The organism is Staphylococcus shinii (assembly GCF_017583065.1).
Taxonomy (GTDB): domain Bacteria; phylum Bacillota; class Bacilli; order Staphylococcales; family Staphylococcaceae; genus Staphylococcus; species Staphylococcus shinii.
Genome location: NZ_JAGEVL010000005.1, coordinates 71,238 through 92,241, shown reverse-complemented (window position 1 = coordinate 92,241; position 21,004 = coordinate 71,238). Strand labels below are relative to the sequence as shown.

Here is a 21,004-nt window from a genome sequence, read left to right as displayed (position 1 = left end):
TTATTACGCATTTTTTATAATAGATAGAAAATTTATTATATTTAGTTATATAAGGTGCCTACAACTTGCGTTTCAGACAGTTTTTTATCATACTATTAATTGAATAAAGTAAAAGGAGTGGTAAGAATGAATAAAGAACAATTTGACAAAGTAAAAAATGGTAAAGGATTCATTGCAGCATTAGACCAAAGTGGTGGTAGTACACCTAAAGCGTTAAGTGACTATGGTGTTACTGAAGATCAATACAATAGTGAAGACGAAATGTTCAAACTCGTTCATGACATGCGTACACGTATTGTTTCATCGCCTTCATTTAGCTCTGATAAAATTGTTGGTGCAATCCTTTTCGAACAAACGATGGATCGTGAAGTAGAAGGTAAACATACTGGTGACTACCTTGCAGATAAAGGTATCGTACCATTCTTAAAAATAGATAAAGGTTTAGATGAACAAAAAGATGGCGTTCAATTAATGAAACCAATGCCTGAGTTAGACGACTTATTAAACCGTGCAAACAAACATAAAATTTTTGGTACTAAAATGCGTTCTAATATCTTAGAACTTAATAAAGATGGTATTGATTTAGTAGTTAAACAACAATTTGAAGTAGCTAAACAAATCATTGCTGCAGGTTTAGTTCCTATTATTGAACCTGAAGTTAATATTAATGCTGAAAACAAAGAAGAAATCGAAGCTTACTTAACTGATTCTATCTTAGAAGAATTAAATAAATTAAATGATGACCAATTAGTAATGCTTAAAGTAACTATCCCTACTAAGGCAGACCAATATCAACCGCTAATTAATCATCCAAACGTTGTTCGTGTCGTTGCATTATCTGGTGGTTATAGCAGAGAACATGCAAATGAAGTACTTAAACAGAACAAAGATTTAATAGCAAGTTTCTCTCGTGCACTTATCAATGATTTAAATGTAAATCAATCAGATGAAGAGTTCGATAGAATTTTAGGCGAAACAGTTGAATCTATCTATGATGCTTCTGTTAACAAAAACTAAGTATCCATTCTTATAGTTTCATAACACGTATCGCTATATAAATTAAATAATTAAGCTTTCTGAGGCTGGGACGTTATATTTGTGTCCCAGCCTCAATTTTCATTGCAATAATACTTTCAATTTACTAAGTGAGCTTTAGTTACATATACATATAATAACTTATGAAATGACAGATTCCATAAAGCTTTCTTAGAAGCATTTGTAATTCTTATATCAACTCTAAAGTCATTTATATATACTCCCCTATTCACTTATTATAGTGCGATTTATTATTTCTTTGTACATACTAATATCTGTATAAATTTCTAAATAAACTAGCCAATACTGAAAACTATCTATATACTAATATTAATTTAAAAAATAACTTTATTTAAAAAATAGGGAGCATACTTAATGAAAAATCATTTACATAGATGGGTTATTGAAGCTTTAAGCTTTATGGCACTTGGCTTATTTGGTTCATTAATAATTGGACTTATTTTAGAAACATTAGGCAGTCAAACATTAATACCACAACTTAATTTATCTTTCTTATCTGAAATAGGCAAGGTAGCTATGTCCGTAACAGGTGCAGCAATCGGTGTTGCTATAGCTTATGGCCTTGGCGCCAAACCATTAGTTATTTTTTCTTGTGTTATCGTTGGGACGCTTGGTTATGACACATTTGGCGGTGGTGCTGTAGGTGCATATATCGCAACACTTATTGTCGTTGAATTAAGTAGAATTTATGCTGGTAAGACAAAAATTGATATCATCATTACCCCTTTGCTTACCATTGTAGTTGGTGGTGCAATAGCAAAACTATGTGGTCCAGCTTTAAATCAGTTCATGACTGGTTTAGGTAAAGTGATTATTGTGGGCACAGAACAACAACCATTGATTATGGGGATAGTCGTATCCGTTATATTTGGCCTAGCCTTAACAGCTCCTATTTCTAGCGCAGCGCTTGCTTTGATGCTTGATTTAAGTGGCTTAGCTTCTGGTGCAGCCACTATCGGTTGCGCTTCCCAAATGGTAGGATTTGCAGTCAATAGTTATAAAGATAATGGTTGGAGCGGCTTACTGTCTATTGGTATTGGAACGAGCATGTTACAAGTTCCAAATATTATTAAAAATCCAATGATTCTCTTACCTCCAACACTTACAAGCGCAATTGCTGCACCAATTATGACGACGCTATTCCCGATGACGAATAATCCTGCAGGCGCAGGGATGGGCACAAGTGGTTTTATAGGTCAAATTATGACGATTAATACGATGGGTGGTTCGCTTCAAACATGGTTACTGATAGCTGTATTCCATATTTTACTACCTTCATGCCTCAGCTTTATGTTATATAAATTCTTCTTAAATAAACAATGGATTAAACCCGGAGATCAACGTATCAATATAGCTAATTAAAGATTATAATTTTATATTATTCATTAAGCGCTAAGTAACAATCTATTTATTATCAATGCTTCCTCTGTGAAAAGAAAAAAGGTGACTAAATTTCTATCGCTGCTTAAACCTAGCTTATAGAAATCTAGTCACCTATTTTTATTCAATGCTAATTAGATTGATTTTCACCTTGTATTGGCACTTGTCGGTTTGTTGTCACCTTTCTCTTTTGAGTAAAATAAAGAACAAAAGCAACAAAGTACCATGCTAATACGATTAACCACTCTGCCGGCCAAGCAAGTGATGAAGGCATGCCAGGAAGATAAATAATTATAAACAAAATACTAAGTACAACTGCAATAATACCTACAACTCTACCATTTCTAATACGGTATGGCCTTTCTAAATCTGGCTGTGTCTTACGCAATTTTAAAAATGAAATTGCTACTAATAAATAGCCTAATACGACCCCAATACCTCCAGCATTAACAATCCATGAAAGTGCTGGTCTTCCTAATAACGGGGCTACAAATGCAAGTACGCCTAAAAATAAAATACCGTGTGTTGGTGTTTTGAATTTAGGATGAATATAAGCAAACCATTGCGGAATCATTTTGTTTTTAGCCATAGCATACAAAATTCTACTACCACCTATAATAAATGCATTCCAACTGGTAATAATGCCGGCGACGCCACCCAGTACGAGTAAAACGCCAAATCCACTATGCCCAAAAAGATTTACCATTGCATCAGCTGTAGCTAGACTGCTTGTGCCAAGTGCTTTTGGAGATAATCCTGTTGCGACACCAAAAACAATAAGTAAATAAAAAATCACAGATGCAATAATAGATAAGATTAAAATACCACCAATTTTTTTAGAAGGTGCTTTCACCTCTTCAGCAATCTGTGGTATAACATCAAACCCAACAAATAGGAAAGGAATCATCATCAACACGGACATTGTTCCACCTACACCATGTTCAAATGGCTTTAAATTACTGAAATTACCATTAAATCCAGCACCAAAAACGAGTAGCAAACCGACTGAAACAATAAATATTGTAAAGACCGTCTGCATTATCGCTGCAGGTTTAACACCAAAGTAATTTAATGATGTTAAGACAATACTTCCCACAGAACCAATTAGCACCCACGTTAAGTACACGTCCCATCCAGCAATATTCCACATGAATCCTTGATGTTGAAAAGGAATAACATAATCAATTACTGTGGGTAAAGCGACTGCTTCAAACGTAATCACTGATACATAGCCAAATAATACTGACCAACCAGAAATAAAAGCAATACCTGGTGAAAATGCTTTTTTAACAAAGACAAACCCTCCACCAGTTTCTGGAATTGCAGAAGCAAGTTCTGCGTATGTAAGACCAATTACAATTACTAAAAAGCCTCCTATTAAAAAGGCAACAATACTTCCTATAAAACCTGCTGTTGATACCCATTCACCTGATAACACGACCCATCCCCATCCAAGCATGGCACCGATTGCAAGAAATAAGACATCAACAATATTCATTGATTTATCAAACTGTGATTTTTGTGATTTCATTGAACATACCCCATTACATTCTTCAAATTAAAATAATAATATAGGCAAGGTTGTCACAGTAATATAATTTCATCACTGTGTTTACAACCTTGTCCTTGATCATTATTTCTTAAACCTTCAACCCTTGTTTATATTTCAATTGAAATTACTTTAAGCATTAATTCATAAAATTATTCTTGAATAGAAAGGTATTTTGTTTCTAAGTATGGTTCAATACCTTCTATGCCGCCTTCTCTACCATAACCACTTTCTTTCAAACCACCAAATGGTGCATGGGCAGCAGAAGGGCCTCCGTCGTTCCAACCAATAACGCCATATTCTAATTCATTGAAGAATTTCAGTCCAGTACGATAGTCATTAGTAAAGAAGTATGATGCTAAACCGAATTCTGTATCATTTGCTATACGGATAACCTCATCTAAATCTTCATATGTCATAACGGGCGCGACTGGTCCAAATGTTTCTTCATGCATAGCTTTCATATCCAAATTTGCGTTAGAGATAACTACTGGTTTCAAGAAATTGCCACCTAACGATTGAATCTCTTCAATACTACGAGACAATTCCCCACCTTTCTCTTGTGCATCAGTAATATGCGTTAATACTTTCTTAACAGCTTGTTCATCGATAAGAGGACCTACTTTCACGTCACTTTCTAAACCATTACCTACAGTCAGTGCGTGCACTTTTTCAATTAATTTCTCAGTATATGCTTCTGCAATATCTTGATGTACATAAATCCTATTAGCGCATATGCACGTTTGACCTGCATTTCTAAATTTAGAAGCAATCGTTCCATCAACAGCTGCATCAATATCTGCATCTTTATGCACAATTAACGGCGCAAGTCCACCTAATTCCATAGTTACATTTTTAACCTGTTGTGCAGATTGTTCTATCAATGTTTTCCCAACTGCAGTCGATCCAGTAAAGGTCACTTTACTGATAAGTTCGTGTTCGGTAAATAAATCGCCCGCATCTTTACCAGATGCAATAATATAAGAAATAGCATCTTTAGGGAATCCAGCTTCATGTGCAAGTTCTACTAATTTAATCGTTGTTAATGGCGTTTTTACTGCTGGTTTACAAATAATTGTACAACCAGCTGCTAAAGCTGGTGCCATTTTACGTGTAATCATAGCTGCTGGGAAATTCCATGGCGTAATTGCACCAACAACACCTACCGGAAATTTATCTATAATGATTTTTTTAGATGGAGCATTGGCTGGAATTGTGCGACCATATACACGTTTTGCTTCTTCTGCATACCACTTTACATAGGAATTAGCATAAGTCACTTCACCTTTTGCTTCAGCAAGCGGTTTCCCTCCTTCTAATGTGATGAGACGCGCAAGTTCATCTTGATGTTCATCTATAAGCTCTGCCCATTTCATCAATTTAGCAGAACGTTCGTGAGCGTCTATTTTTTTCCATTGTTGAAATGCTTTATGTGCGCGTTCTATTTGGGCTTGAATATCTTCATTACTTGTATAATCTAAACGTTCGATGACTTCATTTGTCGCTGGGTTAAATACTTCTAATTTTGTCATATTAAGGTCTCCTTTTTATTGATTAATTATAAGATACTTATAATTACCCATACCCTATATCAAAAAGTATAAAGTTTAGTCGTTTATGCGATACCTTCTTTAGAAATCACAGTCTCAAACACATCAGTTAAAATACGTAATCCTTCATTTAATTCATCATCTGTAATAACTAATGGTGGTAAGAATCTAACGACATTTCCTTTAATACCTGCAGATAGCAACAATAAACCTTTTTCGTTTGCTACTTGTACAAGCTTGCCTGTTAATGCTTTGTCAGGTTCACCAGTTTCAGGATTAACCACTTCAAAAGCAACCATTGCACCTAAACGTCGTATTCTTGAGACTTGATTATACGTTTCACTCAACGATGTTAAATATGTTTCTAAGTTATAACCTAATCGTTCAGCTTTACCGTTTAAATCTTCTGTTTCTATAATTTCAATAACTTTAAGCGCAGCCTCACAAGCTAATGGATTACCAGCATAAGTTCCACCTAATTCTCCTGGCGCAGCGCTATCAATAATTTCTGATTTACCCACTACACCACTTAATGGAAATCCTGCAGCCAATGATTTAGAAACTGTGATTAAATCTGGTTCAACATCAAAATGTTCTATAGCAAATGTTTTACCCGTTCTCGCAAAGCCACTTTGTATTTCATCAGCGACGAAGACAATACCATTATCATCACAAATCTGCTTGACTGCTTTTACAAATTTAGAATCTGGGATAATAAATCCACCTTCACCTTGAACAGGTTCCATAACAATACAAGCTACATCAGTTGGATCTACCGTTTCTATAAAGAAATCATGTAATTTATTGATAATTTGGTCTGTATAAGCTTCATTTGATAATTCTTCAGATTTTTCAGAAATATTAGGGTAAGGTGCTTGGTAAACTTCTGGCGCAAATGGCCCAAAACCGAATTTGTAAGGCTTCACTTTACTTGTCATAGACATAGTTAAATTTGTTCTACCATGAAACCCTCTTACAAATGAAACGACAGCTTGTCTGCCGGTGTATTTTCTTGCAATCTTCACTGCATTTTCTACGGCTTCTGCGCCCGAATTAAGCAATATTGATTTTTTTTCAAAGCTACCTGGTGTAATCTCTGTTAACTTTTGTGCTAAGTTTAGATAACTTTCATACATAATCACATTAAACCCTGGATGTATAAATTTATCTAATTGTGTTTTTAAGTGCTTCGTAATTTCAGGATGTGTATGTCCCACATTCAATGTTCCAATTGCGCCGGCAAAATCAATAAATACATTACCTTCAACATCTTTAATGGTTGCACTTTGCGCTTCATTAGCAACATGCAAATTTCCGTTTCCTACACCGCGTGCTACATATTTTTCACGTTGCTTTTTATAATAATTAAATTTATCTGACATCATGAAACCTCCTATAACTTAATTACAAATGTTATTTCATTTATTGTCTAAAAATTTAAAATATTATTGGTGTTCTGTAAAGTACCAGTTTAACTCATTATATGGTACCAGATGGATCAATGATTACTTTTTTTAAACGTTGAACCGCTTCAGGTATTTGCTGTTGTTCGATTTTAGAGAAACCAATAATCAATGTCTTTCGCTCACTATTATTTTGAAGCGCTTTCACATTAAAACGATTTATTGTATAAAGCTCTAATTTAAATTCCTTAGCTCGGGCTTCAATTTCTTCATAAGTATACGGTGAAACAACTTCAATAATAAAATGTAAACCTGCTTGCGTATCTTTGATATCAATATTATTACCAAATGTCATTTGCAATTCCTCAATAAGACATGCCCTCTTTTTACCGTATAACTGATGCATCCTTTTTAGATATTTTTCATAGTGTCCTTCTTTAATCAATAAATTTAATGTTAAAGCATTTAATATTGAAAAATCAGGAATTGTACTTTGATTTTGTACTTCAAATTTTCGAACTAATTTCGCTGGTAATATCATATAACTGATACGCAACGCTGGCATTAACGTTTTTGAAAAAGTGCCTAAATATATTACGCGTTCATTTTTATCAAAACTAAATAATGAAGGAATATTATCCGTTTCATATTTGAATTCGCTATCATAATCATCTTCAATAATGTAACTGTGCGTCTTACTCGCCCAGTTTAATAAGCTTATACGTCTAGATACAGGCATAATTGTGCCCATAGGAAATTGATGCGAAGGTGTCACAATAATAGCATCTGGTTGTACCTTTTTAATTTCTTCTATAGAAATACCTTTATTATCTAATGAAACAGGAACCATTTGTGTTTGTGTTTGCTGCAATATAGTCCTGAACCTAGAATATCCTGGATTTTCAACTGTAATCTTCACATTTTCAGACATGAGTTGTATCAATTTCATTAATAATGTATTGGTGCCTGAACCAATAATTATTTGTTCTGGATGACATTGAATACCTCTTTGATAAGAGACGAGTTTAGCAATAGATTGTCTTAGTTCTATTGGTCCTTTTACATTTGGAATTGATGAGAGGTAATGATCATAGTCTTGAAAGACACGTTTGGTTAATTTTGTCCATATATCTATTGGAAATTCAGATATGTCAGTGCTCATATGAGAAAATGAATAGTCATAATCTATTTCTGCAGCACTTTTATACGAAGCAATTGTATTTTGGGCTTCTGGGTTAATGATTAATTTATCTAATGGCTCCACAAAATAGCCTTTCCGCTCTTCTGTATAAATATATCCTTCAGCTAATAATTGTTCATATGCTGCTTTGACGCTATTCACACTTACATTCATATGCTTCGCCATATTTCTTTTGGAAGGTAACTTTTCATGGCTTTCGTATTTAGAAGCTAGCATATCAGACTTCAAACGTTTATATAATTGTCTATAGATATATTGATTTGTATCACGCTGCATAGGCACACCTCTCTATTATTCAATAAATAAATTATTATTAATATTAGCTATAGTAATTCATGATTTTATAAATTATATCATATAAATGCGACGTATTTTGGCGAGACTATTGAGGGAACAGGACAAGCTGAAGACTACATGCTGAAGCTGTCCCCTAAGAAAGCGAGCCAACAATACAAAGTATTGAATAAAAAGAAGCATTCAGATGAAGTAATTCAATTCATCTGAATGCTATTTTTCTAGGATTTATGTCCCAATTCTTATCTATGTTCTGAAGCAACAGTTACCTTTCTGATAACTACTACTTTAAATTCTAATTATTATCTCTTTTCGGGATACATTAATTCTTATTTATAATATAGGCGAAGCTAATTTTGCAATAGCTTGTTTAAATTTAATCCAATTAGAACGTTGATTATAACGCTCTTCTGTCAATTCTTGTGATACTTTCAAATCTTCAAAGAAAGCATCTTTAAGTTTTTTAGTAATATGTTCATCATACATAAATGCATTTATTTCAAAGTTTAATTCAAAACTACGAATATCCATGTTTGCAGAACCTACGCTTGCAACTTCGTCATCAATAATCATCATTTTTGAATGGATGAAACCATTTTCGTATGTGTATACTTTAACACCATCACGTATAAGCTGAGCCACGCTTGAAATCGTCGCCCAATATACAAAGATATGATCAGGTTTGCAAGGTATGATTAAACGTACATCTACTCCTGACTTAGCAGCAATACGCAAAGCATTAATATAACCTTTATCTGGAATAAAATATGGACTATGCATATAAATAGATTTTTTAGCATTCATAATCATCTTCATATAACCAAATTCAATTTGATGCCAATTATCACTTGGTGCACTAAGTGCCAATTGCATTGATACATCGCCACCCTGATTTGCATTTTCTGGGAAATATTTTTCATTATATTCTAACTGCTCACGTTTTGCTTGAGAGTTCCAATCATGGATGAAGCTTAACTGTAATGCATCTACACCATCGCCTCTAACTCTTAGATGTGTATCTCTCCAATAACCAAATTTTTCATTTAACCCTAAATATTCATCTCCAATATTAAAACCACCAACATAACCTGTCATACCATCGATGACCACAATTTTACGGTGGTTTCTATTATTCACTCTGAAATTGATTAAAGGGATTTTAGCTTGAAAGAATGCTTCAACCTGACCACCTGCTTCTTGGAATGCTTTGAATTTTGATTTATGGACAGATTTTGAACCTACTGCATCATATAATAATTTTACTTCTAAGCCTTCGTTTGCTTTTTCTTCTAAAATATTAACGATTTCAGTACCTAAGCCATCTAATTCTAAAACATAATATTCCATATGAATGTAGGACTTAGCATTTCGTAAATCTTCTTTCATTTGAGCAAATAAATCATGACCATCAATATAAATATCAATATTATTATCATTACTTAAGAATGATGGTTCTTTTGTTAATAATGTTGTCGCAATATCTTTGTGCTTTCTGACGATTGGATTATCAGAATCACTAATTTTATTTGTCGATGCACTCAATTGAGATTTTACACGTTTCATATCATCCTCTATTTGATTATGTGTAAAGCCTCGTTCACGTTTCTTACGTACGCCTCTACCAAAGAAAATATAGATAAAGAAACCTAGTATAGGCATGACGAAAAGTAAGAACAACCATGCCCAAGTTGCCGTAGCATCTCTTCTGTCTCTATCTAAAAATACAATTAAAAATGCTAATATGATGTTCACTACAAAGAAAAATGCTAAAACGCCTCGATAGATCGTACTTATACTTGGATCAAAAATTAATTGCATAAATTCACCTCGTTGTACTTTCGCTTGTAGAAAGATTTATAAAACCATTCAAAATATTTACTAATTTAATTAAATATTAAACATCTATATTACTAAAAATGCAATGCTTATCAAACTCAATTATATTGTAAAATCTTTAAATTTACCATCTTCTTCAGTCTATTATTTATAAAATGATTTGTGTTATTTCTGTAGAGTTTGTTCAATAGTGTGATTACGACCAGCTTGAGAACCAAATAACGTGATAATACATGCTGTTATTAATAAAATGGATAATGAAGCCAACCATTCACCAGTAATGTCATGTAAAATACCAAATAGTAATGGACCAATTGCAGCAAATAAATAACCAATAGATTGTGCCATACCTGACAATTTAGCAGCTGTTTCACTATGCTCTGTTCTCAGACTAAAGAACGTGTTAACTAAACCGAATGCAATACCACCCGCCATACCAATAAGAATTGTTGATACAATTGCTAATTGTGGAATAAATATCATAATTACAACACCTACTATAAAACATAGCCCAGTAATAAAAGTTAATAAAAACTGAGATTTCATTTTTGTAGCAAAAATAGGCGTAATAAATGTAAATGGAATAATTGATATTTGAAGCACCGATAGATAAGCACCCGCTTCACTGATGGACATGCCACTTTGTGCAAGGTATGCTGGCATCCAGTTTATAAGTGAGTAAAAGATAAGCGACTGTCCCCCCATTAGTATAGTAATCTGCCACGATAACGGTGATTTCCATACATTAATACTTTCTCCAGATATGGCGGTCGTCATCTCTTGTTCACCTTTTAATTGAAATGACCATAAAATAATTGTTAAAAGCGTTACTATGCCAATAACACTTATCGCAATATTATAATTAAAGGCTTTTACTAATGGCGCTGTTCCATATGAAGATAAGCCCCCAAAGACATTCATAACAACAGTATAATAACCAGTCATAATACCAATATGCAGTGGAAACTTCGCTTTAATAACTGCTGGTGCGAGCACGTTACCAAAACCAATACCTATACCAATCAATACAGTGCCAATATACAACCACGATACGCCTGTAACTGATCTAACAATAATTCCTATTAATATTAACCATAAAGCTAGAAAAACCGTTTTTTCGAGCCCTAACCTATTACTCGTTCTAGCAGCAAATAACGAAATTACAGCAAATGCTAATAAAGGTACTACTGTTATTACACTAACGGCACTATTAGATAATGCTAAATCTGTTTTTATATCAGGTAATGCTACACCTATAGAAGTTATAGGCGCTCGTAAATTTGCTCCAACTAATAAAATGCCTATAAACAATAACCAATTAAATGGTTTTGTTTTTCTATAATTTTCCATACTGTACCACCTTGAGAGAATTATTTTAAAATCAACACAATATATGGTACGATATGTACGTTATATTGTAAATAGGAGCGATGCAATTGTATAATATTCAGAATATAGTAGCGAAAAACATCGCTGACCATCGAAAGAAATATCAACTCAGCTTAGAGAAAGTTGCAAAGGCAACTGGAGTCAGCAAAAATATGTTAAGTCAAATTGAAAAAGGAAATTCAAATCCTACCATTACAACTCTGTGGAAAATTGCCAATGGACTTCATCTATCTTTATCACAATTAACATCATTAAATAATGATACAGTAGATTTTATTGATGAATCTGACATTGTGCCAATCATTGATGATAAAGTTACCATTTATCCATATTTTCCATACGATGATCATAAGAAATTTGAAATGTTTAAAATGGCAATAGAACCCGATGGGAAAATGGACTCAGCGCCTCACCATATGGGTTCCGAAGAATATATCATTGTAAACGAAGGTAGCCTTGAAATAGAAGTTGATTCAACAATTTACACAATCAATCATCATCAGGCTTTTCGTTTTAACAGTGATGTGGCACATAGTTATCGTAATCGTAGCAATGTCACTGCTGTTTTCACCTCTACCATGTATTATCAATAAGCTGTTTACAAAGTCACTATTCTAAAGAACTACTTTATAAAATCCACGTCTAAAAGTCCCACTGTCAATCCATTGAGCAAGTGGGACTTTTACTATGTTCATTAATTTATGTAATCCTCATATTTAACTGCCAGCTCTTACATCTTTTCTACAAATTAGCTATTCCGCTTAATAAAACACAACATAATGTTATTTTGATTATTTAAATTTAAAATATGTAACATTGACACTCTTAGAAATGTCGTATATATTGTACATGTAACATATATTTGACACACAAGGTGGCGATATATTCATCATGAATAAAGTTAAGCATTATCGAAACGCCAAGCATATGTCTCAACTTACACTTGCAAGAACAGTTGAAGTATCAAGGCAAACAATCAATATGATTGAAAATAATAAATATAATCCATCATTGAATTTATGTATTAATATAGCGAAAGCTTTAGATGTTACACTCAATGATTTATTTTGGGAGGATGATCCATATGAATAGAAAAGATAAGTGGTTATATCAAAATTTCATCGGTTCAATGAGCAATCCAGATGAATATCAACAGTATGAAATTGATAAAACACTAGCCAAACATAATATTATCGGATTATATGCACTTATCGCACTCGTTTATTTATCTATTTTCTTCGATATTGAACGAGAATTTTTATCTCCATTCACTATTGGTGGGGTATTATTGCTTATTGTTTTAGGTTGTAGAATGTCTATGAGTAGATTTAGTGCAGATCCGTTGGAAATAGAGGTAAAAGATCAAGAAGTTTATCATAAGTTGTTACGAGAAACTCGTAATAAGAGGATCATTTTTTTAATTATTGCAATAAGCTATATGCTGTTGACTACAATAGTAATTGCGCCAATCCTTGCAGTTAATAGTTTAAATTTTGCTATATTAACAAAGTTCAGCACCTATCTACCTTTAATTGTCATCATAATATTTACGATTACAAAGGATTCGCGGATAAAACTAATCGACGAAAGGGGTAAACATGATGAATAATGACAAAATTCTACGTTTAATTCCTAATTTTAGATTTACAGACGAATATGAACGTCAACAACTATTACATGATTATGCTAGGTTCTCTCCATGGATTTTTTATGGTGGACTCATCATCAGTGCGTCAGATTTTTTTATAACTAGCTATCTAAATCGCCTACCTATATTAGGTACATTAACTTTCATATTAATCTTAATCTATTCAATCATATTAATCGCTTCACTTCGTAAGAAAAAAGTAGATACTTTAGAAGTATATACTGAGGCACAATATAAGATGCAATTAAAAAAATTACATAAAAGTAGCATATTATTCGCAACTATAATGTTTGTAGTATTCAACCTAAATAATTATTGGATACCACTCATTTCAGGTTCTGATTTACCACAAAGTTCAGATATCTTGAAAAATCTATTTGTTAATTTAATCATTGCTATTATAACGGGTTTTGTCATTTATGGTTTTGCTAGAATTAAACTCATTAAAGCATACAAAGATAATGATTAATAATATGAATTGTCTTATGATTTATTTAAAATAAAACATAAGACAAATAAATCACACCAGTAACTGTTAACATACTAAATAATGTAGAAAAAAGGACGATTTGCGCGTGAAGTTCTGGTTCCACTTGATATTCCATGGCAATTGTCGATGCATTTCTAGAAGTTGGAAATGAACTCGCAATTAATAGTGATTGTGCAATAATGCCATCAATATTAAGTATATAGATAACAGCTAGAGAAACCATTGGGCCTACTAGTAATCTGCCTATTAACGAAATCGTAATAACACGATGGAAAAATTTAAATTTAATTTTTGATAATTGAGCACCCAGTAAAAGTAACGCTATGGAACCAAAGCCATCTGAAAGCTGCTCAATTGGTATTAGCGCAAATTGTGGTAATTTAATTTCAAATACTTGGAAAAAAACACCTAGTAAAAGTGCGTGAAACACAGGTAGTTTTAGAAAAAAAGTAACGATATCTTTGATAGAACTTGTGGCTGATAACAAATTATACATACCATATGAATAAGTTAATAAATTTTGAAATACTAAAATCAAAATTTGTACAGAAACACCCAATGGGTTTTGGCTGAATATAAATTGGCTGACAGGTAATCCATAGTTTCCAGAGTTCATTAAAGATATACTATTTTTTAAAGCTGCTCCTTCGCCATCCTCTAATTTTAATAATTTTGCAATAATGTGACTTATGCATATTAAACTAATACTGTAAATCACTACATAATATATAATTTGCGAAAATACTTGAAATTCAATCTTAATATGATAAATGTTTATAAAGACAGCAGCAGGCATTAGGCAATATGTAATTAACGTAGAAAAATTTTGTAATTTAAAGTCAAATTTTCTTTGCAAAAATGCCCCAATAACTATTAATAGTAAAATGGGTAATATAACTTCTAAGATAATAAATATAAACATAAACAACCCTCACTATAGCGTATTTAACAGTGCTCTTCCTCCCACCTAACTATAGCTTAAATTACCATAATTATAACTATAAGTATAAATTTAATTTATTATTTATATACATAAGATTAGCTTATAGTTCAAAACAAAATTAATCTTTAATGTATCTATTCCTCTTAAAAAATTTAATTATAATTAGTAAAAATAATGTAATTCATTCAAATAATTATACTGTTACAAAGTATTTAGACAATTATTTAGTGTAACAATCTCTTCTCTATTAAAGCCGTAACGAAGTGTTTGAATTTTTTCTAAGCAACCGGTAGAAATTGTTTTGGCAACGCCCTTTAAATATAAAAATGACTAATCCAATATCATGTGGATTAGTCATTTTTTGATAATGAAGTTTATACCCAGTCCCATTTTTAGTTTTTAGATTTAATATTTTCTTTTACTATTCTCTAAATAGTAATAACATCAAATCATAAAAACTTTTCTATATAAAAGGCTGATTCTTCAATAGATTTGTATTCTGTATTAATGACTGTTGCGTTTAATTTTTCAAAAATCTTTTCAGCATATATTAATTCTTCTCTGATTCTTTCAATACTGTTATAGTTTGTTGGACCGTGTAGCCCCAACACTTTCACACGTTCATTACGTATGTTTAAAATATAATTAGGGCTTGCAGTTAAACCAAATACTTTTAACTCCTTATGCCTAAAAACTTCATCAGGTATATCTACTTCTGGCACCAACGGTATATTTGCAATTTTGTAACCTTTATTCGCTAAATACATACTAAGGGGTGTCTTAGATGTTCTTGAAACACCAACAATAAGCGCATCGGCTTCTCCAATGTTAGTAAAATGTTTACCATCATCATATTTAACAGAATATTCCATAGCTTCTATTCTTCTAAAATAATTTTCATCTAATTTACGTAAGGCTCCGCTTTCTAAAATAGGCGAACAATTTGTGCGTTGCTGAATAATACCAATTAAGTCAGACATGTAATCAACATATGGGATACCCGCTTCTTTTGCAAATTGCTGACCAACAATATTAAACTCAGGGTTCACTAATGTTGTTATCACAACTGCTGCGCGTGCTTTAGCACTTTTTAATATATTAATGAGCTCTTCTTCATTTTTTATAAAAGGAAACTTTTTTATTTCAATTTGTGATACATCAGGAAATTGAGTTAACGTTGCATGTACCATCCGTTGCGCTGTTTCTCCTATGGAATCTGAAATAACATATAATCTGAGTTGTGGTTCTATCGAATCATTAAACACGTAATCGACCACCTTTAACCTCACTTTGCGCAGTCGATAACAAGGCTCCAGGAACTCTAAATGGTGAACATGAAACATAGTCAATATCTATTTGATTAAAGTAATGGATAGATTTATCGTCGCCACCTAATTCGCCACAGACACCTATTTTAATAGTCGGGTTAACAGATTTAGCTTGTTGTGTAGCCATTTTGACAAGTTGACCAACACCATCCTGATCTAATGTTTGGAATGGGTCATTTGCTAAAACACCTTGTTCTGAATATGAACCAATAAATTTACCAGCATCATCTCTAGAGAACCCAAAAGTTAATTGCGTTAAATCATTAGTACCAAAGCTAAAGAAATCGCATACCTTCGCTAATTCACCGGCGATTAGGCAAGCCCTTGGTGTTTCAATCATTGTTCCAATTAAGTATTGAATTGTTTCTCCAGCCTCTTGTTGCAATTGTTCTATCTTTTCAACAATTTTAGCTCTTAAAATTGTAAACTCAGCCACTGTAGAAACTAAAGGAATCATGATTTCTGGTTGACACTCAATACCTTGTTCTTTCAGACATAACGCACTTTTCACTATAGCTTCAACTTGCATAACATACAATTCTGGATACGTAATAGCAAGGCGACAACCTCTATGCCCCAACATTGGATTTACTTCGTCTAAACTCTCAATGTATTGTTCCAATTCTCTTACAGACACATTCAACTGTTGAGCTACATTGTTTTTTTCTTCCATCGAACTTGGTAAAAATTCGTGAAGTGGTGGATCTAACAACCTAATAATCGTTGGTCTTTGACCAGATAACTTTAATATTTCTTCAAAATCAGTCATTTGATATTGCTGAATTTTATTTAAAGCAGCAATACGTTTATCTTGAGTATCTGATAAGATAAAGCGACGCATTTCAACCAAACGTTCAGGGCCGAAGAACATGTGCTCTGTGCGAACGAGACCTATTCCCTTAGAATTAAACTGATAACCAGTTTGAATATCTTGAGGCGTTTCCGCATTCATTCTAACCTGTAATCTCGCTACATCTTCTGACCATGACATAAACTGTTCAAACGCTTTACTGCGCTCTGCTTTCATCGTCGACACTTCACCATAATAAATATCGCCTTTAGCGCCATCTACGGAAATAACATCTCCTTCGTACAACGTACCTCCTGAATAATTAACTACTTTATCTATGACATTAATTTCGATATCAGAACATCCTGTAACGCAACATTTACCCATACCACGTGCTACAACGGCTGCATGGGAAGTCATACCACCATGCGTTGTAACGATTGCTTCACTTGCAATCATCCCTTCAATATCTTCTGGAGAAGTTTCTGGTCTCATTAAAATAACTTTATTGCCCTTTTCTGCTTGTTCTTTCGCACTTTCTGCCGAAAATACAATCTTACCACTTGCTGCTCCCGGACTTGCTGGCAATCCAATTTTAGAAATTGTAGTTGCTTGTTTAAGTGATTGCTCATCAAAATTAGGATGCAATAACTGATCAATAGATTTTACTTCAACATTCATCACTGCTTCTTCTTTAGTTATAACGCCCTCCTCAAATAAATCAACTGCTATATGTATGGCCGCATTAGCAGTACGCTTACCATTTCTCGTTTGCAGTAAATATAATTGTCCATTTTCAATTGTAAATTCAATATCTTGCATGTCTTTATAATGCGCTTCAAGACGTTTGGAAACATCCACAAATTGTTGATGTACATGTGGCATTTGCTCTCTCAATGAATCAATATCTTTAGGAGTACGGATACCTGCCACTACGTCTTCACCTTGCGCATTTAATAAATACTCTCCAAATAGTTTAGACTCTCCTGTAACTGGATTGCGTGTAAAAGCAACTCCCGTACCACTGCGTTCCCCGCTGTTACCAAATACCATTTCTTGAATATTTACAGCAGTACCGATATCATGTGGTATTTCATTTAATTCACGATATACACGGGCACGGTCGTTGTCCCATGATTTAAACACTGCTTCAATAGCTTCAGTTAATTGGTCAATGGGTACTTGTGGAAATGGCTTATAAACTTCTTCAACATATACTTCTTTAAAATGTTCGCAAATTTCTTGTAGCCCTTCAGCTGGAATATCTGCATCATTTTGATAACCATGCTTTTCTTTATATTGATTGAAATATGTATCAAATGATGCCATAGGAATACCGTATACGACTTCGCCAAACATTTGTAATAGACGGCGATAACAATCATAAGCAAAACGAGCGTCTTCAGTCTTTTCAGCTAACTTTTTAACATTGTCATCGTTTAAACCTAAATTTAAAATTGTGTCCATCATCCCTGGCATAGATATTTTGGCTCCGCTTCGTACTGAAACTAACAATAAAGATGAGTCCGAAGAAAATGATTTTTGTGTACGTTCATAAAAAGCAGTTAATTGTGTATTTAATTGCTCCATGAGCGCATCAGAAAGCTTAGATCCATGCTCTAAATATTTTATACAAGCTTCTGTTGTTAACGTAAAACCATCAGGTACCGGTAAACCTAAGCGCTTCATCTCTGCCAAATTAGCACCCTTGCCTCCCAGTAAATCTTTCATAGACTTTTGTCCTTCATCAAATGCATAAATATATTTTGTCATACTGAATCACCTCAAATAGTTAATATGATATACTAATTGCTATTGAGTATGTCATATTAAACGAAAAATAACAACTAAAATATAAAAATTCATTATTTTTTTCGTTATTTGACATAATTTTTATCTTTTAAATAGTATAAATCAAGCATGACTTAGTATAATTTTCTACTTTTTTAGTTTAAGATATCTCTTAGCTTAAACTTTAAATAAAACACTTGATTGCAATCCCCATTTTCATAATGCCTTTACTATTATAATTATCGTATTTATATAGTTTCTTAAATACATTTTAAATACGGTAACTAGAGTGGTAGCGTAATGTAATCATTCTATAATTTTTATCCATAAGGAATATTGCAAATTTAATGGTACTGATTAAATTACTATGAAAACATTTTATTTTTTTACACAAAAATACAAACTTTATATATATTGATTTCATTGAAATAGTCGTAATGCAAACTCACAGTCCCAATACATACAAAAAATTATTCATCTTCAAAATCATAATGTTTTAAATATAAAAAGGACGAATCCACCTTTATATGGATTCGTCCTTAACTTTGAAAATGAAATTTGTATTCTAGTGCTTTCCTCACAATTTTCTATACCTATGAATAATAATAAATAACCTAATTTTATTAGCACTTTGTCCATTTCCCCTATAATCTCAAACTTTTGGGATAAACATAATGGAAATTAAAGAGAAAAATCCAAATACAGCAAAGGCCAACTCATAAGAAGAAATTTGAATCACATTTCCTGAAACCATGGCGCCTATGATTTGCCCAAAAGCTAGTGTGAAAAATGGAACTCCTATACCTAAAGAGGGTGCTTTTTCAAAAATTTTAATACCCCATATCATTAAAATTCCTGTTAAAAACACATAAGAACTGCCGAAAAATAGCGCGGATAAAAATATAATAAATAAATTAGCGTTATCAATATTTAAAGATAAAATAGAGGTTGCCATCATTAATACTACAATAATATATAAAGTTTTAATTGAAAATTTGGAAATTAAACCACCTGAAAATCCTCCGATGATACCCGATACTCCAACTAATATCCAAAAAGAAGATGTAATGAAGTCTGAATTAGAAGGTACTGTTGCAATATAATCTTTAGAAAAAGTCCAATAAATAGCAGATGAACAACCTAAAATCAAAGAAGCAATGTTTATAGACATGCTTTTTTGTAGTAATGGTTTCAAACTGTATGGCTGTGTTTGGATTTTGAATTTTTTTATAGCAGAAGTATGTTTAGGTATATAAAGATAATTTATTAATAAAACGATAATTGCTATAATGCCAAACATTAAATAAACAATTCTCCAATTATCAGACAATATATACGCGATAGGTCCAGAGATTACGATACCAAAACCAGTACCAGCATTTATCCATGTATTAGCTTTGTTTTGCGTGCTTTTATTCAAATTATTTTGAACAACCTCACCGTAAGCTGGTGAACCAAATCCTGTACTCATACCAGCAATAAAAACACCTAAGAATAATAAAACTGCTTCATGAGACACCGAGATGATAAAAATACCTAAAATAGAAGTTAAACCAGCTAAACTAACAAACAACTTTGGGTCTTTTTGGTTTGAATAGTAAGTAGAAATCGCAATAGCTAGACAGTAAGCAATATAAGTTGCGGAACTTATCATACCCATAGTACCACTGCCTAATTTGAGGTCACTTGAAATATTAGGTAATAATAAGCCGAAAGCGAACCTTGCTAAACCGTAAGTAACGGCAATCATTAAAGTCCCAGAAATAATTATTTTATTATTCATTGTTTAGCACCCCTTTTGAAAGACTTATCGTAATAGATTTAACATCCGCAAAATCCATATGTTCTATCATTGATGTACTACCTTCCAATATAAAGAGTAACTTTTTAGCTAAATCTTTTATGTTATGATAATTTTCACTTTCTAATTTTTCTTCTATTAATTTTGCCACCTTTATTTTATGATTACTGACGATATCTACAATCTCTTGATTTGAATGTCTAAATTCTTCCATAGCTTTTAAAAATAAACACCCATTTGTATTTTTACTCTTTAACCATTCTAAGTGCTGCTTGATCATATGCTCTAAACTTTTATCATTGTTGCTTTCTAAGAAATTCATATACACATCTTCTCTATATTTTAAAACGGCGACAATTAAGTCATCTTTAGACTTATAGTTTCTATATAGAGTCATCGTTGCAACATTTGATGCTTGGATAATTTGGTCAATGCCTGTTGCACTAAAACCTTGTTTATCAAAAAGTTGATTTGCACTGCAGATTAATTGTTCTTGTTTTCTAGTTAATTTTGTCATTATATCCCACCTTAAAAAGAGAACGTTCACTCTCATAT

The 21,004-nt window shown here is 32.6% G+C and carries 17 protein-coding genes; 6 read left to right on the top strand and 11 right to left on the bottom strand.

The features are described from left to right. Positions 1-126: 126 nt before the first annotated feature. Positions 127-1,017 (top strand): fructose bisphosphate aldolase, encoded by an 891-nt coding sequence (locus tag J5E45_RS06975; RefSeq protein ID WP_039067495.1) that lies wholly within the window; start codon positions 127-129, stop codon positions 1,015-1,017. Positions 1,018-1,410: 393 nt separating this feature from the next. Continuing rightward, on the top strand, positions 1,411-2,418 hold the full coding sequence (locus J5E45_RS06970; RefSeq protein WP_208181924.1) for a PTS sugar transporter subunit IIC: 1,008 nt from the start codon (positions 1,411-1,413) through the stop codon (positions 2,416-2,418). Positions 2,419-2,566: 148 nt separating this feature from the next. Here J5E45_RS06970 and J5E45_RS06965 read toward each other — a convergent pair whose 3' ends face one another. From J5E45_RS06965 to J5E45_RS06940, 6 genes are all read right to left on the bottom strand, one after another. Further along, positions 2,567-3,967: an APC family permease gene (locus J5E45_RS06965; protein ID WP_208181923.1), complete on the bottom strand. Its 1,401-nt coding sequence runs from the start codon at positions 3,965-3,967 to the stop codon at positions 2,567-2,569. Between the two features lie 170 nt (positions 3,968-4,137). Beyond that, positions 4,138-5,517 (bottom strand): NAD-dependent succinate-semialdehyde dehydrogenase, encoded by a 1,380-nt coding sequence (locus J5E45_RS06960; protein WP_039067498.1) that lies wholly within the window; start codon positions 5,515-5,517, stop codon positions 4,138-4,140. Between the two features lie 83 nt (positions 5,518-5,600). Then, positions 5,601-6,917 carry a 4-aminobutyrate--2-oxoglutarate transaminase gene (gene gabT, locus J5E45_RS06955; protein WP_107548998.1) on the bottom strand — a complete coding sequence of 439 codons (1,317 nt, stop codon included), beginning with the start codon at positions 6,915-6,917 and terminating at the stop codon, positions 5,601-5,603. A gap of 97 nt (positions 6,918-7,014) precedes the next feature. Further along, the gene (gene gabR / locus J5E45_RS06950; protein WP_039067502.1) at positions 7,015-8,415 is read right to left on the bottom strand and encodes a MocR-like transcriptional regulator GabR; all 1,401 of its coding nucleotides are present in this window, start codon (positions 8,413-8,415) and stop codon (positions 7,015-7,017) included. A 351-nt stretch (positions 8,416-8,766) separates the two neighbouring features. Continuing rightward, the gene (cls, locus tag J5E45_RS06945; protein WP_208181922.1) at positions 8,767-10,251 is read right to left on the bottom strand and encodes a cardiolipin synthase; all 1,485 of its coding nucleotides are present in this window, start codon (positions 10,249-10,251) and stop codon (positions 8,767-8,769) included. A gap of 183 nt (positions 10,252-10,434) precedes the next feature. Further along, complete coding sequence (locus J5E45_RS06940; protein WP_039067504.1) at positions 10,435-11,619, bottom strand: CynX/NimT family MFS transporter; 1,185 nt, start codon at positions 11,617-11,619, stop codon at positions 10,435-10,437. 86 nt (positions 11,620-11,705) lie between these two features. Here J5E45_RS06940 and J5E45_RS06935 point away from each other — a divergent pair, with 86 nt between their 5' ends. The 4 genes from J5E45_RS06935 to J5E45_RS06920 all read left to right on the top strand — a co-directional run bounded on the left by J5E45_RS06935 (position 11,706) and on the right by J5E45_RS06920 (position 13,775). After that, positions 11,706-12,251, top strand: a complete 546-nt coding sequence (locus tag J5E45_RS06935; RefSeq protein ID WP_208181921.1) for a helix-turn-helix domain-containing protein — start codon at positions 11,706-11,708, stop codon at positions 12,249-12,251. 298 nt (positions 12,252-12,549) lie between these two features. Then, on the top strand, positions 12,550-12,750 hold the full coding sequence (locus J5E45_RS06930) for a helix-turn-helix transcriptional regulator (RefSeq protein WP_069793206.1): 201 nt from the start codon (positions 12,550-12,552) through the stop codon (positions 12,748-12,750). Next, complete coding sequence (locus tag J5E45_RS06925; protein WP_237282835.1) at positions 12,734-13,267, top strand: hypothetical protein; 534 nt, start codon at positions 12,734-12,736, stop codon at positions 13,265-13,267. Before J5E45_RS06930 ends, J5E45_RS06925 begins: the two co-directional genes overlap by 17 nt. Then, on the top strand, positions 13,260-13,775 hold the full coding sequence (locus J5E45_RS06920; RefSeq protein WP_069793208.1) for a hypothetical protein: 516 nt from the start codon (positions 13,260-13,262) through the stop codon (positions 13,773-13,775). The genes J5E45_RS06925 and J5E45_RS06920 overlap by 8 nt, the downstream gene beginning before the upstream one ends. Before the next feature lie 25 nt (positions 13,776-13,800). Here J5E45_RS06920 and J5E45_RS06915 read toward each other — a convergent pair whose 3' ends face one another. From J5E45_RS06915 to J5E45_RS06895, 5 genes are all read right to left on the bottom strand, one after another. Then, positions 13,801-14,718 (bottom strand): AEC family transporter, encoded by a 918-nt coding sequence (locus J5E45_RS06915; protein ID WP_039067509.1) that lies wholly within the window; start codon positions 14,716-14,718, stop codon positions 13,801-13,803. 470 nt (positions 14,719-15,188) lie between these two features. Continuing rightward, the gene (locus J5E45_RS06910; protein ID WP_101050194.1) at positions 15,189-16,004 is read right to left on the bottom strand and encodes a pyruvate, water dikinase regulatory protein; all 816 of its coding nucleotides are present in this window, start codon (positions 16,002-16,004) and stop codon (positions 15,189-15,191) included. Then, a complete protein-coding gene (gene ppdK, locus J5E45_RS06905; RefSeq protein ID WP_208181920.1) occupies positions 15,997-18,630 on the bottom strand; it encodes a pyruvate, phosphate dikinase in 2,634 nt (877 codons plus the stop codon). Before ppdK ends, J5E45_RS06910 begins: the two co-directional genes overlap by 8 nt. A 670-nt stretch (positions 18,631-19,300) precedes the next feature. Next, positions 19,301-20,431, bottom strand: a complete 1,131-nt coding sequence (locus J5E45_RS06900; protein ID WP_069793211.1) for an MFS transporter — start codon at positions 20,429-20,431, stop codon at positions 19,301-19,303. After that, positions 20,424-20,966, bottom strand: coding sequence for a TetR/AcrR family transcriptional regulator (locus J5E45_RS06895; protein WP_208181919.1), 543 nt, complete (start codon positions 20,964-20,966; stop codon positions 20,424-20,426). The genes J5E45_RS06900 and J5E45_RS06895 overlap by 8 nt, the downstream gene beginning before the upstream one ends. Positions 20,967-21,004: the final 38 nt, after the last annotated feature.